The sequence below is a fragment of the Aeromonas sp. QDB17 genome, from assembly GCF_027705305.1.
Taxonomy (GTDB): Bacteria; Pseudomonadota; Gammaproteobacteria; order Enterobacterales; family Aeromonadaceae; genus Aeromonas; species Aeromonas caviae.
This window is the reverse complement of record NZ_JAPDBP010000003.1, coordinates 167,163-181,034: the sequence shown is the minus strand read 5'-3', so window position 1 is coordinate 181,034 and position 13,872 is coordinate 167,163. Positions and strand designations below refer to the sequence as shown.

Annotated in this window: 13 protein-coding genes and 1 pseudogene; 9 read left to right on the top strand and 5 right to left on the bottom strand. The window is 63.5% G+C overall.

Features of this window, described 5'->3' with window-relative positions:
• Positions 1-20 precede the first annotated feature (20 nt).
• On the bottom strand, positions 21-692 hold the full coding sequence (locus OKC41_RS04265) for an HAD-IA family hydrolase (RefSeq protein ID WP_270671760.1): 672 nt from the start codon (positions 690-692) through the stop codon (positions 21-23).
• Positions 689-913: a hypothetical protein gene (locus tag OKC41_RS04260; protein ID WP_010673776.1), complete on the bottom strand. Its 225-nt coding sequence runs from the start codon at positions 911-913 to the stop codon at positions 689-691. Before OKC41_RS04260 ends, OKC41_RS04265 begins: the two co-directional genes overlap by 4 nt.
• Before the next feature lie 114 nt (positions 914-1,027).
• Here OKC41_RS04260 and OKC41_RS04255 point away from each other — a divergent pair, with 114 nt between their 5' ends.
• Positions 1,028-1,909 (top strand): LysR family transcriptional regulator, encoded by an 882-nt coding sequence (locus OKC41_RS04255; RefSeq protein ID WP_104455459.1) that lies wholly within the window; start codon positions 1,028-1,030, stop codon positions 1,907-1,909.
• 36 nt (positions 1,910-1,945) lie between these two features.
• On the opposite strand, the gene OKC41_RS04250 is transcribed toward OKC41_RS04255, so the two are convergent.
• Positions 1,946-2,521, bottom strand: coding sequence for a cysteine hydrolase family protein (locus OKC41_RS04250; protein ID WP_042014506.1), 576 nt, complete (start codon positions 2,519-2,521; stop codon positions 1,946-1,948).
• Positions 2,522-2,661: 140 nt separating this feature from the next.
• A complete protein-coding gene (locus OKC41_RS04245) occupies positions 2,662-3,825 on the bottom strand; it encodes an FAD-dependent monooxygenase (protein ID WP_270671759.1) in 1,164 nt (387 codons plus the stop codon).
• Between the two features lie 224 nt (positions 3,826-4,049).
• On the opposite strand from OKC41_RS04245, the gene miaB reads away from it, so the two are divergent.
• The 5 genes from miaB to lnt all read left to right on the top strand — a co-directional run bounded on the left by miaB (position 4,050) and on the right by lnt (position 9,740).
• On the top strand, positions 4,050-5,483 hold the full coding sequence (gene miaB / locus OKC41_RS04240) for a tRNA (N6-isopentenyl adenosine(37)-C2)-methylthiotransferase MiaB (protein WP_010673772.1): 1,434 nt from the start codon (positions 4,050-4,052) through the stop codon (positions 5,481-5,483).
• A 50-nt stretch (positions 5,484-5,533) separates the two neighbouring features.
• Complete coding sequence (locus OKC41_RS04235; protein ID WP_010673771.1) at positions 5,534-6,592, top strand: PhoH family protein; 1,059 nt, start codon at positions 5,534-5,536, stop codon at positions 6,590-6,592.
• Positions 6,589-7,053 (top strand): rRNA maturation RNase YbeY, encoded by a 465-nt coding sequence (gene ybeY / locus OKC41_RS04230; RefSeq protein WP_039041101.1) that lies wholly within the window; start codon positions 6,589-6,591, stop codon positions 7,051-7,053. The genes OKC41_RS04235 and ybeY overlap by 4 nt, the downstream gene beginning before the upstream one ends.
• Before the next feature lie 95 nt (positions 7,054-7,148).
• Positions 7,149-8,030 carry a CNNM family magnesium/cobalt transport protein CorC gene (corC, locus tag OKC41_RS04225; RefSeq protein ID WP_010673769.1) on the top strand — a complete coding sequence of 294 codons (882 nt, stop codon included), beginning with the start codon at positions 7,149-7,151 and terminating at the stop codon, positions 8,028-8,030.
• A 180-nt stretch (positions 8,031-8,210) separates the two neighbouring features.
• A complete protein-coding gene (gene lnt / locus OKC41_RS04220; RefSeq protein WP_201894357.1) occupies positions 8,211-9,740 on the top strand; it encodes an apolipoprotein N-acyltransferase in 1,530 nt (509 codons plus the stop codon).
• An 84-nt stretch (positions 9,741-9,824) separates the two neighbouring features.
• Here the strand turns inward: lnt and OKC41_RS04215 are convergent, their stop codons facing one another.
• Positions 9,825-10,313, bottom strand: coding sequence for a zinc ribbon-containing protein (locus tag OKC41_RS04215; RefSeq protein WP_039041127.1), 489 nt, complete (start codon positions 10,311-10,313; stop codon positions 9,825-9,827).
• Between the two features lie 251 nt (positions 10,314-10,564).
• Between OKC41_RS04215 and leuS the strand changes: the two genes are divergently transcribed.
• The 3 genes and pseudogenes from leuS to OKC41_RS04200 form a co-directional block, all read left to right on the top strand.
• Positions 10,565-13,141: a leucine--tRNA ligase gene (gene leuS, locus OKC41_RS04210; protein ID WP_201894358.1), complete on the top strand. Its 2,577-nt coding sequence runs from the start codon at positions 10,565-10,567 to the stop codon at positions 13,139-13,141.
• 113 nt (positions 13,142-13,254) lie between these two features.
• Complete coding sequence (lptE, locus tag OKC41_RS04205) at positions 13,255-13,737, top strand: LPS assembly lipoprotein LptE (protein WP_010673765.1); 483 nt, start codon at positions 13,255-13,257, stop codon at positions 13,735-13,737.
• Between the two features lie 27 nt (positions 13,738-13,764).
• Positions 13,765-13,872 (top strand): annotated as a pseudogene (locus tag OKC41_RS04200) (DNA polymerase III subunit delta); the annotation flags it as partial.

The window sequence follows — 13,872 nt, the reverse complement described above, 5'->3', positions numbered from 1 at the left end:
TGGCGTGGCTCTTGTCGTCATCATCCGGCCTCTGCCGGCAGCGGGGCGGGCAGATGAAGATGGAGCCCGTCCGATGCCACCTCGATCTCGATCCCGCGCCAGTCCCGCAGCCAGCCCTTGAGCCTGTCGTCATACCGCCTTGTTCCCCCCATCTGCACCACCTGGCAACCCGCCTGCAGGGCGCTGGCGATGCCCGCTGGCGCATCCTCGAACACCAGGCAATCGGCCGGAGCCAGTCCCAACCGGCTGGCAGCCAGCAAATAAGGCTCGGGATCCGGCTTGCCCCGTACCACATCCCCGGCGCACACCAGGAGACGGGGCAGCGGCAATCCGGCGTGCAGCAGCCGGTGCTCTGCCACCCTCCGGCTTGCGGAGGTCACCAGCGCCCAGTGCGTCGGCGGCAACTGTTCGAGCAGTCGCCGGGCACCGTCCAGGGGCATCGGCGCCGCAGCGTATTCCATCTCCAGATCGTCGAGCAGGGCCACCTCCACTGCCATGTCCAGCTGGGGAGCCAGGGCCCCTATCACCTCCCGTGAGCGCACGCCGTGACACATGGCGAGCACGGGAGCGGGATCCAGCCCATGGTGCTGACACCAGCGCCGCCACACGACTTCCACGTCGCCGGTGGAGTGGACCAGGGTCCCGTCCATGTCCAGCAGCAGGGCCGCGGCCTTCACGCGCACCGCGCTCACAGGGCTCTCCCCGCCAGCGCATCGGCGAAGACCTGCCGCTGGGCAGCGGCCTCGTAACAGGCGAGCGCCTGCTCCGCATTGCTGGCCCACACCGGCAAGGGGGCGACGACGAACCCCTGCTGCAACAGGCTGGTCAGCAGCTCCCCGGTCTCCGGTGCGGCCAGCGGCTGAGCCATCACCAGGCTCCCCTTGATCAAGAACAGATAGCGTTCGCTCGACATGACATGACTCCTTGTGGCTGAACAGCGGGCAAGCAGGCCCGTTTCGAGACCATTAGAACAAGGAGATTAGATAATTTATAATCAATAAATCGCCACATTTGATAACCAAATGGAATGAGATTCGACCTGAGACAATTGCAGGCCTTCGTCATGCTGGCCGAGAGTGCCAACTACCGGGAGGCGGCCAGCCGTCTTTTTGTGACACAACCGGCCCTGACCAAGCAGATCCAGGGGCTGGAGCAGGCCCTCGGCAGCACCCTGTTCAACCGGGGCCGCCACGGGGCCGAGCTGACCGCCATCGGCCTCCAGTTGCTGCCCCAGGCCAGGGCTCTGGTGGATCACGGCAAGGGATTCGAGCGGCATGCCCTGGCGTTGGCAAGCGGTGCCGCCGGACGCCTCAACATCGGGTTCGGGCTCTCCAGCTTCGCACTGGCCCCCTCCCTGGTGGCCCGTTTCAAACAGCAGGCCCCCGACGTGCTGGTCCACCTGCGGGACACCACCTCCGCCATCCAGCAGGAGCACTTGCTGGCGGGTCGGCTGCAACTGGGCTTCATGCGACGGCCTGATGCGCCACAACTGAGGGAACACAGGTTGCTGACGGACAGACTGGTGCTGGCCGTCCCCACCCGGGTGGCAGGGCCGGACTTCGACCTGGAGCGAGCGCTGATCCGCGATCCCTTGCTGCAGATGGTGGGCCATCGCTGCCCGGGTCTCAGCCAGCAGATCGCCCGCTTCCTCGGTGCCAACCGGCTGACCGGTCTCATCCAGGAGGCGGAAGACATCCAGACCCTGGTGGCCCTGGTGGCCGCCGGTATCGGCAACGCCATCCTGCCGCGCAGCGTGGGATTCATCGCGGGCAAAGATGTTACCCTCTACCCCCTCTCCGGCCCCTGGTCGGAATGGGAAATCAGCCTGGTGTGGAACCCGGAATTTGCCGATCCCATCCGGGATCGCTTCCTCGCCATGGTGAGAGAAACGCACCCCGAGCCCGCATGAGGTGCATGAGATTCCTGCAGGAGAGGATGGCCGGGCTCAGTCCCGCTCCGCCAGCTCCGCGACCTTGATGATCTCGGCAATGCGACCGAGCATGCGCAGGGAAGCCTGGTGTTCTGCGGCATCCGCCGCCGCGCAGGCATCCTCCAGGATGGTGATGGCGTAGTCCCGATCGTGGCCATCTCGCACCGCCCCCTGAATGGCCCAGCTGGTGCTCACGCCGCACACATAGAGATGCTCGATGCGATTGGCCCGTAGCGCAGGCTCCAGCGCCGTGCCGTAGAAGGGGCTGACCCTGGGTTTGGTCAGCACCAGATCCCCGGGTTGCACATCGAGCTCCGGGTGAAAGTCGGTGCCGCTGTCGGCCAGGGAGAGGGCCCCGAACTGCCGGGCACGGCCAAACATGGGGGAGCCCTTGGGTTGCAGCAGATAGCCCTCGTCAAACCCCACCTTGATGAGCACCACCAGCCAGCCGTGAGCGCGGGCATGAGCCAGCGCTTGGTTGGCGTGCGCAATGGCGTCCTGCTCGATCACCTGGGCCGCCGAGGCGGCGATGCGCCCGTCCGGGTGGGCGATGTCGTTGATGAAATCGATCACCAGCAATGCCTTGTTCATGGTGTGCTCCCCCCTTGCCTGAGGCCGTTTTGCCCCTGCGCCGCCAGGATCACTCCTCGCGGCCATATAAAAAACCGGCTGGCGCCATCACACGGATTGATATACCACCCGATTGGCACCTGGCAGTGCCACGCACTGCCTCATACCAGCCCAAGCGCATAGCGTAGCGCCATCTCCTTGAGGGGGCCCGCCTTGTCCGCCAGATTCAGCGCCAGGTTGCGGGCAAGCCTGAGGGGGCCTATCTCGTTGCTGAAGACCCCGTAGAAGAGATCCATCCCCGACTGCATCAGCAGGTTGTCAGGGCGGCGTCGCCCCTCGTAACGCCCGGCCAGCGCCAGCTCGTGCCACTGTGCCCCCGCCTTGCCGAGCAACTCGGCCCAGCAGGCCACGTCCTTGAAACCGAGGTTGACCCCCTGCCCCGCCAGCGGGTTGATGGTGTGGGCCGCATCCCCGAGCAGCACCACTCGCCCGGCGTGATAGTCGTTGGCGTGGCGGCGCACCAGGGGGAAGCTCCCCTTGGCCGTCACGGTGAAACCGCCAAGGCGGCTCGGGAAGTGGCGGCGCACCTCGACGGCCAGGGCCTCGTTGCTCATGGCGGCCAGCGCCCGGATGCGGGCCGGGCTGTCATACCAGACCAGGGAGCCATGGCGGCCCGGCAGCGGCAGAAAGGCGCGCGGGCCACTCGGGGTGAACTGCTGCCAGGTGATGTCTTCCTGGGCAAAATCGGTGTCGATGTTGATCAGCATGCAGTGCTGGCGGTACTCGAAACGCGACACCCCGATGCCGGCCAATCGCCGGGTGTGGGATTCGGCACCGTCGCAGGCCAGCACCCAGCGCGCCTGCAGCTCGGTGCCGTCATCCAGGGTCAGCACCGCGTCATCCGCACTCTGGCGCAGGCTCGTCACCGCCGCCGGGGTATGGGTCTGGATGGTCGGGAAATCCTCCATCCTTTTCAGCAGCGCGAGCTGGATCAGCCGGTTCTCGATGATGTAGCCGAGCTGGGGCAGCCCGAGATCCACCGCGTCGAAGCGGGTAGCGAAGCCGTCCAGCTCCCAGGTCTCCAGCCGGCGATAGGGGCACAGCCGCATCTGCTGCAGATATTGCCAGGCACCGGCCCGGGTCAGCAGCGCCACCGAGGCCTGACTGATGGCGGAAACCCGCAGATCCAGCGACTGCTCGGGGGCATAGGGCTCGGGCAACCGGGTCTCGATGACCCGCACCGAGAGCCCCTCTGCCGCCAGCAGGCAGGCGGTGGCGGCGCCCACCATGCCGGCGCCGACGATGGCGATATCACACTGTTCCATAACTTGATTCCTGCAAGGAGTCCCCGCGATAAGGGGCAAGGGCCGAACCGAATGGGGCATGATAACGCAAGGAGGCGGCAGAAACAGTGAGGGGGATGCGCAATTGCCGACGACAAGCCGGCCCTGATGGCGGCGGGCGGCCCCAGACTGGTCAGCACCGGGATTGCGGAGTAAAATGGCCGGTCCTTTGACCCTGCCGATTTCAAAACCAGTCACGAGAAGCAATGAGCAAGAAACTTCATATCAAGACCTGGGGCTGCCAGATGAACGAGTACGACTCGTCCAAGATGGCGGACCTGCTGGATGCCAGCAATGGCTACACGCTTACCGAGGAGCCGGAAGAGGCAGATGTGCTGCTGCTCAACACCTGTTCCATCCGCGAGAAGGCCCAGGAGAAGGTGTTCCACCAGCTCGGTCGCTGGAAGAAGCTCAAGGCGAAAAAACCGGGGCTGGTGATCGGGGTGGGCGGCTGCGTCGCCTCCCAGGAAGGGGAGAACCTGCGCAGCCGGGCGCCCTATGTGGACATCGTCTTCGGACCCCAGACCCTGCACCGCCTGCCGACCATGATCAAGCAGGTGCAGGAGGGGCGCGGTGCCCAGGTGGACATCGCCTTCCCCGAGATCGAGAAGTTCGACAACCTGCCCGAACCCCGTGCCGAGGGGGCGACCGCCTTCGTTTCCATCATGGAAGGCTGCTCCAAGTACTGCTCCTTCTGCGTGGTGCCCTACACCCGTGGCGAGGAGGTGAGCCGGCCGCTGGATGACGTGCTCTATGAAATCGCCCAGCTCGCCCAGCAAGGGGTGCGCGAAGTGAACCTCCTCGGCCAGAACGTCAACGCCTACCGGGGGCCGACCTTCGACGGGGAGGTCTGCACCTTCGCCGAACTGCTGCGCCTGGTGGCTGCCATCGACGGCATCGACCGCATTCGCTACACCACCAGCCACCCGGTCGAGTTCACCGACGACATCATCGAGGTCTATCGTGATACCCCCGAGGTGGTCAGCTTCCTGCACTTGCCCATCCAGAGCGGCTCGGATCGCATCCTGACCATGATGAAGCGCCCGCACACCGTGCTGGAGTACAAGTCCAAGATCCGCCGCCTGCGCGCCGTGCGTCCCGACATCACCATGAGCTCCGACTTCATCGTCGGCTTCCCGAACGAGACGGACGAAGACTTCGAGGCCACCATGAAACTCATCGAGGAGATCAACTTCGACATGAGCTTCAGCTTCATCTACAGCCCGCGCCCCGGCACCCCGGCCGCGGACCTGCCCGATGACGTCGACATGGAAGTGAAGAAGGCCCGCCTGACCCGACTGCAAAACCGCATCAATCACCAGTCCATGCTCATCGGCCGCGCCATGCTGGGCTCGGTGCAGCGCATCCTGGTGGAGGGGCCCTCCAAGATGGATCCCATGCAGCTCAGTGGCCGCACCGAGAACAACCGGGTGGTCAACTTCGAGGGGCCGCACCGCCTCATCGGCGGCTTCGCCGACGTGGAGATCACCGACGTACGCCCCTACTCCCTGCGCGGCCGCTTCATCCGCGGCGAGGACGAAATGAACCTGCGCATCGCCACGGCCCCGAGCGAGATCCTCGCCCGTCGTCCTGACAACGTGCCCGATGATCTGGGCGTTGCGGCCTTCAGACCCCATTGATGACTCTCTCCCCCGCCCCCTGGCGGGGGAACAACCGATAAGAGGACACCTTGAGCCGACACATCTCCACCCTGAATCTGCACCTGGAACCCGCCGACAACCAGCGCCTCGCCAGCCTGTGCGGACCCTTTGACGACAACCTCAAGCAGCTGGAGCGACGTCTCGGCATCGAGATAAGCTACCGGGACAACCACTTCCAAGTGATCGGCAAGCAGGCCCAGGTGGAGGCGGCTGCCGTCATCCTCAAGCACCTCTATGTGGAAACCCAGCCCCTCAAGGGGAGCAAGGTGAGCGACATCACCCCCGAGATGGTGCACCTGGCGGTGCAGGAGTCCCGCGTGCTGGAGCAGGACGACGAACCCGCCCCTTCCCTGCCCTACGGCAAGGAGGTCACGGTCAAGACCAAGCGCGGTCTCATCAAGCCCCGCAGCCCGAACCAGGCCCAGTACATCGCCAATATCGTGCGCCACGACATCAGCTTCGGCATCGGCCCGGCAGGGACCGGCAAGACCTATCTCGCCGTGGCCGCCGCCGTGGATGCCCTGGAGCGCCAGGAGATCCGCCGCATCCTGCTGACCCGCCCGGCGGTGGAAGCCGGTGAGAAGCTCGGCTTTCTGCCCGGCGATCTTTCCCAGAAGGTGGACCCCTACCTGCGCCCCCTCTACGACGCCCTGTTCGAGATGCTGGGCTTCGAGCGGGTGGAGAAGCTGATGGAGCGCAATGTCATCGAGGTGGCGCCGCTTGCCTACATGCGAGGCAGAACCTTGAATGACGCCTTTATCATCCTGGACGAGGCCCAGAACACCACCACGGAACAGATGAAGATGTTCCTGACCCGCATCGGCTTCAACTCCAAGGCGGTGGTGACCGGCGACATCACCCAGGTGGACTTGCCTCGCAGCACCAAATCCGGTCTGCGCCACGCCCTGGAGGTGTTGCAGGGGGTCGATGGTCTCTCCTTCAACTTCTTCGAGTCCAAGGACGTGGTGCGCCATCCCGTGGTGGCCCGCATCGTGCAGGCCTACGAGGCATTCGATGCCCAGCAGGCGGCCGAGAAGAGCGCAGCCACTCCCCGCAACGAGAACACCAGCAAAGAGAGTGCCCAATGAGCGTGACCCTGGATCTGCAACTGGCCTGCGCCAGCCCGGACGGCCTGCCGACCGAGGCCCAGCTGCAAGGCTGGCTCGACGGCACCATTCTGGGCTTCCAGCCCGAGGCCGAGGTGACGGTGCGCCTGGTGGACGAGGCGGAGAGCCGCGAGCTCAACCACACCTATCGCGGCAAGGACAAGCCCACCAACGTGCTCTCCTTCCCCTTCGAGGCGCCACCGGGTCTCGAGCTGCCCCTGCTCGGGGATCTGGTGATCTGCCGCCAGGTGGTCGAGGCCGAAGCCGTCGAACAGGGCAAGCCCCTGATGGCCCACTGGGCTCACATGGTTGTGCATGGCAGTCTGCATCTGCTAGGTTATGACCATATCGAGGACGAGGAAGCCGAAGAGATGGAGCAGCTCGAGCGCGACATCATGCAGGAACTGGGCTTCGCCGATCCTTATCTGAACGACGAAGAGTAACGAACCGGATGGTGATCGTCTTGAAACAGCCGATGCCCATCCTCATATAGCCACAACGATTTCAAGTGTGTTCATACGAGTAACCAAGAGAGAAAATGACCGACGATCACCCTAGTACCGGCTCGCCGAAGAAAACCTGGCTCGACAAACTCAGCCAACTCTTCCAGGGCGAGCCAAAAGACCGCAACGATCTGGTAGAGGTCATCGCCGATGCCGAAGAGCGGGACCTCATCGATCAGGACACCAAGGACATGATCGAGGGCGTGCTCGAAATTGCCGAGCTGCGCGTGCGTGACATCATGATCCCCCGCTCCCAGATGGTGACCATCGAGAAGTCCCAGCCGGTGGACGAGTTCCTGCCAGTCATCATCGAATCCGGCCACTCCCGCTTCCCGGTGATCAACGAAGACAAGGATCACGTGGAGGGCATCTTGCTCGCCAAGGATCTGCTGCCGTTCGGTTTTGGCGGCCAGCATGCCAGCGAACCGCTCCAGCTGGAGAAGATCCTGCGTCCCACGGTGATCGTGCCGGAGAGCAAGCGGGTCGATCGCCTGCTCAAGGAGTTCCGGGAAGAGCGCTACCACATGGCCATCGTGGTGGACGAATTTGGCGGTGTCTCTGGTCTCGTGACCATCGAGGACATTCTGGAGCTCATCGTCGGCGAGATTGACGACGAGTTCGACGACATCGAGGACGAGCCGGAAGAGATCCGCCGCATCAGCAAGCGGGTCTTCTCGGTGAGCGCGCTGACCGAGATCGAGGACTTCAACGACTTCTTCGGCACCCAGTTCAGCGATGAAGAGGTGGACACCGTCGGCGGTCTGGTGATGCACGCCTTCAGCCACCTGCCCAAGAAGGGGGAAGAGATCGAACTCGACGGCTACCTGTTCAAGGTGATGCACGCCGATCGCCGTCGCCTGCAACAGTTGCAGGTGAAGATCCCCGAGCATCATGCGGCGGCGCAGCCGGAGTCCTGATCCCGCCCAGCACCACGCACATCCCGCGCCCCTCTCGTCAGGGGCGCTTTTTTTGCCTCCCTCCCGCCGCGCTACCGCCACTTGGCCCACGCCGACCACGAGGCTCGCCGTTGACCCGGTTTGCGGTTAAGATGTCGGCCATTGTGTTTCCATTCAGTCCAATTCGAGCCCCGATCCCCCGTGAAATCGAAACTCCTGACCAGCCTGTTTGCCATTGCCAGCGGCGCCATCGCCGTGCTGGCCTTCTCCCCTTTCGGCTACTGGCCCCTGGTGATCCCCTCCCTGCTCGGCCTTTACGCCCTGCTGGACAAGGCCACCCCCAAACAGGCAGCCTGGCGCGGCTTCGGCTACGCCATGGGTCTGTTCCTGCCCGGGCAGTGGTGGATCCACGTCAGCATGACGGAGTTTGGCGGCATTCCGCTGCCGGCCGCCTTCGTGCTGCTGGCCGGGCTCTGCGCCTATCTCTCCCTCTATCCGACCCTGGCCTGCTGGCTCTTCGCCCGCTTCTTTGCCGGCCGCCACTGGAGCCGCTGGCTGCTCGCCTTCCCGGCGCTCTGGCTGATGGCCGACTGGCTGCGGGGCTGGGTGATGACAGGCTACCCCTGGCTCTGGTTCGGCTACACCCAGATAGACGGCCCCCTCAAGGGCTTCGCTCCCCTTCTCGGGGTGCAGGGCATCACCCTCGCCCTGCTGCTCACCGCCTCCGCCCTCTGGCTGGTATGGCAGCACCGCAAGCCGGCCTGGCTGCTGCTCCCCGTCGCCCTGGTGGGCGCCGCCCAGGGGCTGATGCAGCTCAACTGGGTGACCCGGGGTGAGCCGGTCAAGGTCGCGCTGGTGCAGGGCAACATCGAGCAGTCCCTCAAGTGGGATCCGGAGGCCCTGGTGCCGACCGTGCGCAAGTATCAGGATCTCAGCCGCGAGAACCAGGATGCCGACATCATCGTCTGGCCGGAGTCCGCCATCCCGGCCATCGAGAAGGAGATGGGTACCTATCTGGAGAGCCTGGACAAGGCGATGAAGGTGAACGACACCGGCCTGCTGGCGGGGATCATCCATTACGATCTGAAACAGCAGCGCTTCTTCAATACCGTGCTCGGCATGGGGGTACAGGATGCTGAGGGCAAGGAGTCCTACTACTACGAGCACAAGAACCGCTACTACAAGTTCCACCTGCTGCCCATCGGCGAGTTCGTGCCCTTTGAAGATCTGCTGCGTCCCATCGCCCCCTTCTTCAACCTGCCCATGTCCTCCTTCAGCCGGGGTGACGAGGTACAGCCGAACCTGATCGCCAAGGGGCTCAAGTTTGCCGCCGCCATCTGTTACGAGATCATCTTCCCGGACGAGGTGCGCCGCAACGTGCAGCCGGATACCGACTTTCTGCTGACCGTCTCCAACGACGCCTGGTTCGGCACCAGCATCGGCCCCTGGCAGCACATGGAGATCGCCCGCATGCGCGCCCTGGAGCTGGCCCGCCCACTGCTGCGCGACACCAACACTGGCATCACCATCGTCACCGAGATAGACGGCAGCATCATCGCCCAGATCCCGCAGTTCGAGGCTGGAGTATTGCGTGCCGAGGTACGCCCCGCCCACGGCGTGACCCCCTATCTGCGTTTTGGCAGCTGGCCCATGTATGGCCTGGCCGCCGCCCTGCTGGGGCTGGCCCTGTGGCTGCGCCCCCGTGCCCACCCCTGGGCACGCAAGGGCTAAGACCACACAACGCCGATAAACAAAAGAGGCGCCCTTGGGCGCCTTTTTTATGGTTTGGCTTATGGCTTGGCACAGTCTGGCGGCTCAAGGAGACAGCGGCTCACGGTGATATTCATCGGCCCCGCACTCCGGGCAGGTGCCAAGCTGCTCCGGGTGCAGCACGGTATGGCGCCACTCGCAGTGATCGCACACCAGCACCCCGAGTCCCACCCAGTCCCCCGCCCGGTAGACCCCCTTGTGTTCCAGCTCGTCCGCCAACTCCTGCCACTCCACCTGGGTGCGGTCGGTCACGTCTGCCAGCCAGGACCAGGCGGTGTCTTTGAGCGCCAGCATGAAGGCAGACTCCTCCACCTGATCATCCTTGCGCCCTTCGTCATAGTTGCCCAGATCCCGCTTCACATACTCGGCGATGAGCGCCAGCTCGTCCTGGGTCAGATCCCCGGCCGCCTCCAGATAGGCCTGCACCTTGGCGATCATCCGGTTGAGGCGCTCTCCCTGAAACGCTTCCGTCTCTTCCCACTGCTTCTTGAGCTGGGCGATAAAGGCTTCATACCCTTGTCGACGTTTGTCCATGGCCATCACTCCTCTGCTGAATCCCGATCGAGCCAGACCCTGACCTCGGGCTCGGCGGATACGGGTGGCGGTTGCCATTCTCACTTCGTTGCGACTCTCGCGGCTCTTGCGGCTCTGCAAATCCTCGCGGGTACCGGACCTGGCCCGAGACCGGGCGGATGCTGGCGGTTGTTGCCGCCGCAGGATATGGGTATTCTATCGGGATTTCCCAGCCGTTTTATCTATTCATTTCACAGATCCGGATGTCACCCATGCAAGAGCAATACGTTCCCCAATCCATAGAACCAGCAGTGCAGAAGCACTGGGATGCCAAGAAAACCTTCAAGGCGGTGGAGAAAGTAGACAAGGAAAAGTTCTACTGCCTCTCCATGTTCCCCTATCCGTCTGGTCGTCTACACATGGGGCACGTTCGCAACTACACCATAGGTGATGTGATCTCCCGTTATCAACGGCTCAATGGCAAGAACGTGCTGCAACCCATCGGTTGGGACGCCTTCGGCCTGCCTGCAGAAAACGCCGCCATCAAGAACAACACGGCGCCGGCCCCCTGGACCTACGAAAACATCGAATACATGAAGAACCAGCTGAAGATGCTGGGCCTGGGCTATGACTGGGATCGGGAGCTGGCCACCTGCAAGCCGGACTACTACCGCTGGGAGCAGTGGTTCTTCACCAAGCTCTACGAGAAGGGCCTGGTCTACAAGAAGACCTCCTCCGTCAACTGGTGTCCGAACGACATGACGGTGCTGGCCAACGAGCAGGTTGTCGACAACTGCTGCTGGCGCTGTGATACCCCGGTGGAGCAGAAAGAGATCCCCCAGTGGTTCATCAAGATCACCGACTACGCCGAAGAGCTGTTGAACGACATCGACAATCTGGAAGGCTGGCCGGAGATGGTCAAGACCATGCAGCGCAACTGGATTGGCCGCTCCGAAGGGGTCAACATCAGCTTCGCTATCGAGGGTCAGACTGAGCATCTGGAGGTCTACACCACCCGTCCGGACACCTTCATGGGCGTGACCTATGTGGGCATCGCCGCCGGCCACCCGCTGGCGCTGCAAGCAGCCCAGAACAATCCGGAGCTGGCCGCCTTCATCGAAGAGTGCAAGAACACCAAGGTGGCCGAAGCTGAACTGGCCACCATGGAGAAGAAGGGCATGGCCACCGGCCTCTACGCCATTCACCCGCTGGATGGCCGCAAGGTGCCCGTCTGGGTCGCCAACTTCGTGCTGATGAACTACGGCACCGGCGCCGTGATGGCAGTACCGGGTCACGACCTGCGTGACCACGAATTCGCCACCAAGTACGGCCTCGAGATCAAGCCTGTCATCAAGCCGGTTGATGGCGACGTCGACGTGAGCGAAGCGGCTTATACCGAGAAGGGCGTGCTGTTCAACTCCGGCGAGTTCGACGGCCTCGACTTCCAGGGTGCCTTCGACGCCATCGCCAACAAGCTGGAAGGGCTCGGCAAGGGCAAGCGCACCGTCAACTACCGTCTGCGCGACTGGGGGGTTTCCCGTCAGCGCTACTGGGGCGCCCCCATCCCGATGCTGACCCTGGCTGACGGTACCGTGGTGCCGACTCCGGAAGATCAACTGCCGGTACTGCTGCCGGAAGACGTGGTGATGGATGGCATCCAGAGCCCGATCAAGGCCGACGCAGAGTGGGCCAAGACCACGTATAACGGCCAGGAAGCGTTCCGCGAGACCGATACCTTCGACACCTTCATGGAGTCCTCCTGGTACTACGCCCGCTACTGCTCCCCGGACTACGACAAGGGCATGCTGGATCCGGCGGCTGCCAACCACTGGCTGCCGGTGGATCAATACATCGGCGGCATCGAACACGCCTGTATGCACCTGCTCTATGCCCGCTTCTTCCACAAGCTGCTGCGTGATGCGGGCCTCGTGAACAGCGACGAGCCGTTCAAGCGCCTGCTCTGCCAGGGCATGGTGCTGGCCGACGCCTTCTACTACAAGGATGAGAAGGGCGGCAACGTCTGGGTCAGCCCCCTCGACGTCAAGGTGGAACGTGATGACAAGGGCCGCATCACCAAGGCGGTCGACCTCGAAGGCCGTGAAGTGATGCACTCCGGCATGACCAAGATGTCCAAGTCCAAGAACAACGGCATCGACCCGCAACTGATGGTGGAGCGTTACGGCGCCGATACCGTCCGTCTGTTCATGATGTTCGCCTCTCCGGCCGAGATGACCCTGGAGTGGTCCGACTCCGGCGTAGAGGGTGCCCAGCGCTTCCTGCGTCGCCTGTGGCGCATCACCTTCGAGCACGTATCCGGTGGCGCCGTTGCCGCACTGGACGTCGCCGCCCTCACCAGCGACCAGAAAGCCGTGCGCCGCGAGCTGCACAAGACCATCGCCAAGGTGAGCGACGACGTGGGTCGCCGTCAGACCTTCAACACCGCCATCGCCGCCATCATGGAGCTGATGAACAACCTGGCCAAACTGGGCAGTGACGCTCAGGATCGCGCCCTGATGCAGGAAGCGCTGGAAGCGGTCGTGGTCATGCTCTACCCCATCACCCCGCACATCGGCTTCGAGCTGTGGAAGATGCTGGGCAAGGAAGGGGACATCGATGTCGCGGCCTGGCCGGTGGCTGACGAAGCGGCCATGGTCGAGACCGAGAAGCTGGTGGTGGTGCAGATCAACGGCAAGATGCGCGGCAAGCTGACCGTGCCGGCCGAGATAAGCCAGGCCGACGTCGAGAAGCTGGCCATGGCCGATGCGTCCGTACAGAAGTTCACCGACGGTCTGACCGTGCGCAAGGTTGTGTACGTGCCGGGCAAACTGCTCAACATCGTGGCCAACTGATGACGCCTCCCCTGGCGGCGGTCGACGGTCCGGGCCAGGGGCTGACGACACACGGATGATGACGGCGGGCCCTGCGCCCGCCGCTCTTCCCTTCATGCAAAGAGGATTTTTTTATGGGCACCATCTTCACGCGCTGGATGGCCATCGTGCTGGCAGGACTGCTGCTGCAGGCCTGCGGTTTTCAGATGCGGGGCACCGCCATTCCCCCCGAGCTGATGACCATGAAAGTGGTCGGTGACAACAAGAGCGACTTCTACCGACTGGTCACCACTCGTCTCAAGGCCGCTGGCGTGCAGCTCGCCGACAAGGAGGGCATCCCGGTGCTGACCCTGGCCGGGGTTCGTAGCCGCAGCCAGGTCGCCTCCGTCGACTCCATCGGCCAGGACCGCGAATACCTGCTCAGTTACAGCACCCAGTTCACCGTGGTCATGCCGGGCAAACCGACCCAGGTCTTCCCCATCACCTTCAACCGCAGCTTCCTGAACAAGCCGGATGCGGCACTCGCCTCCTCCCGCGAGCAGGAGCAGCTGGGCAAGGAGATGCAGGAGCAGGCCGCCAACCTGGTTATTCGCCAGCTCAGTCAGGTCAAGTTCTGATGCGCGTATCTTGATGAGAGGGTGTTGATGAGAGTCTATCCCGAGCAGTTTGCGGATCATCTCAAGGCAGGGCTCAAGCCCTGCTATCTCATTTTTGGGGACGATCCCCTGTTCAAGAATGAGCAAGCCATCGAC

What these genes read in the sequence shown, in the direction of transcription:
- OKC41_RS04215 (WP_039041127.1), bottom strand. Translation starts at nt 10,313, where the DNA reads ATGGACAAACGTCGACAAGGGTATGAAGCCTTTATCGCCCAGCTCAAG.
- miaB (WP_010673772.1), top strand. Translation starts at nt 4,050, where the DNA reads ATGAGCAAGAAACTTCATATCAAGACCTGGGGCTGCCAGATGAACGAG.
- OKC41_RS04245 (WP_270671759.1), bottom strand. Translation starts at nt 3,825, where the DNA reads ATGGAACAGTGTGATATCGCCATCGTCGGCGCCGGCATGGTGGGCGCC.
- ybeY (WP_039041101.1), top strand. Translation starts at nt 6,589, where the DNA reads ATGAGCGTGACCCTGGATCTGCAACTGGCCTGCGCCAGCCCGGACGGC.
- OKC41_RS04255 (WP_104455459.1), top strand. Translation starts at nt 1,028, where the DNA reads ATGAGATTCGACCTGAGACAATTGCAGGCCTTCGTCATGCTGGCCGAG.
- OKC41_RS04260 (WP_010673776.1), bottom strand. Translation starts at nt 913, where the DNA reads ATGTCGAGCGAACGCTATCTGTTCTTGATCAAGGGGAGCCTGGTGATG.
- lptE (WP_010673765.1), top strand. Translation starts at nt 13,255, where the DNA reads ATGGGCACCATCTTCACGCGCTGGATGGCCATCGTGCTGGCAGGACTG.
- corC (WP_010673769.1), top strand. Translation starts at nt 7,149, where the DNA reads ATGACCGACGATCACCCTAGTACCGGCTCGCCGAAGAAAACCTGGCTC.
- OKC41_RS04250 (WP_042014506.1), bottom strand. Translation starts at nt 2,521, where the DNA reads ATGAACAAGGCATTGCTGGTGATCGATTTCATCAACGACATCGCCCAC.
- leuS (WP_201894358.1), top strand. Translation starts at nt 10,565, where the DNA reads ATGCAAGAGCAATACGTTCCCCAATCCATAGAACCAGCAGTGCAGAAG.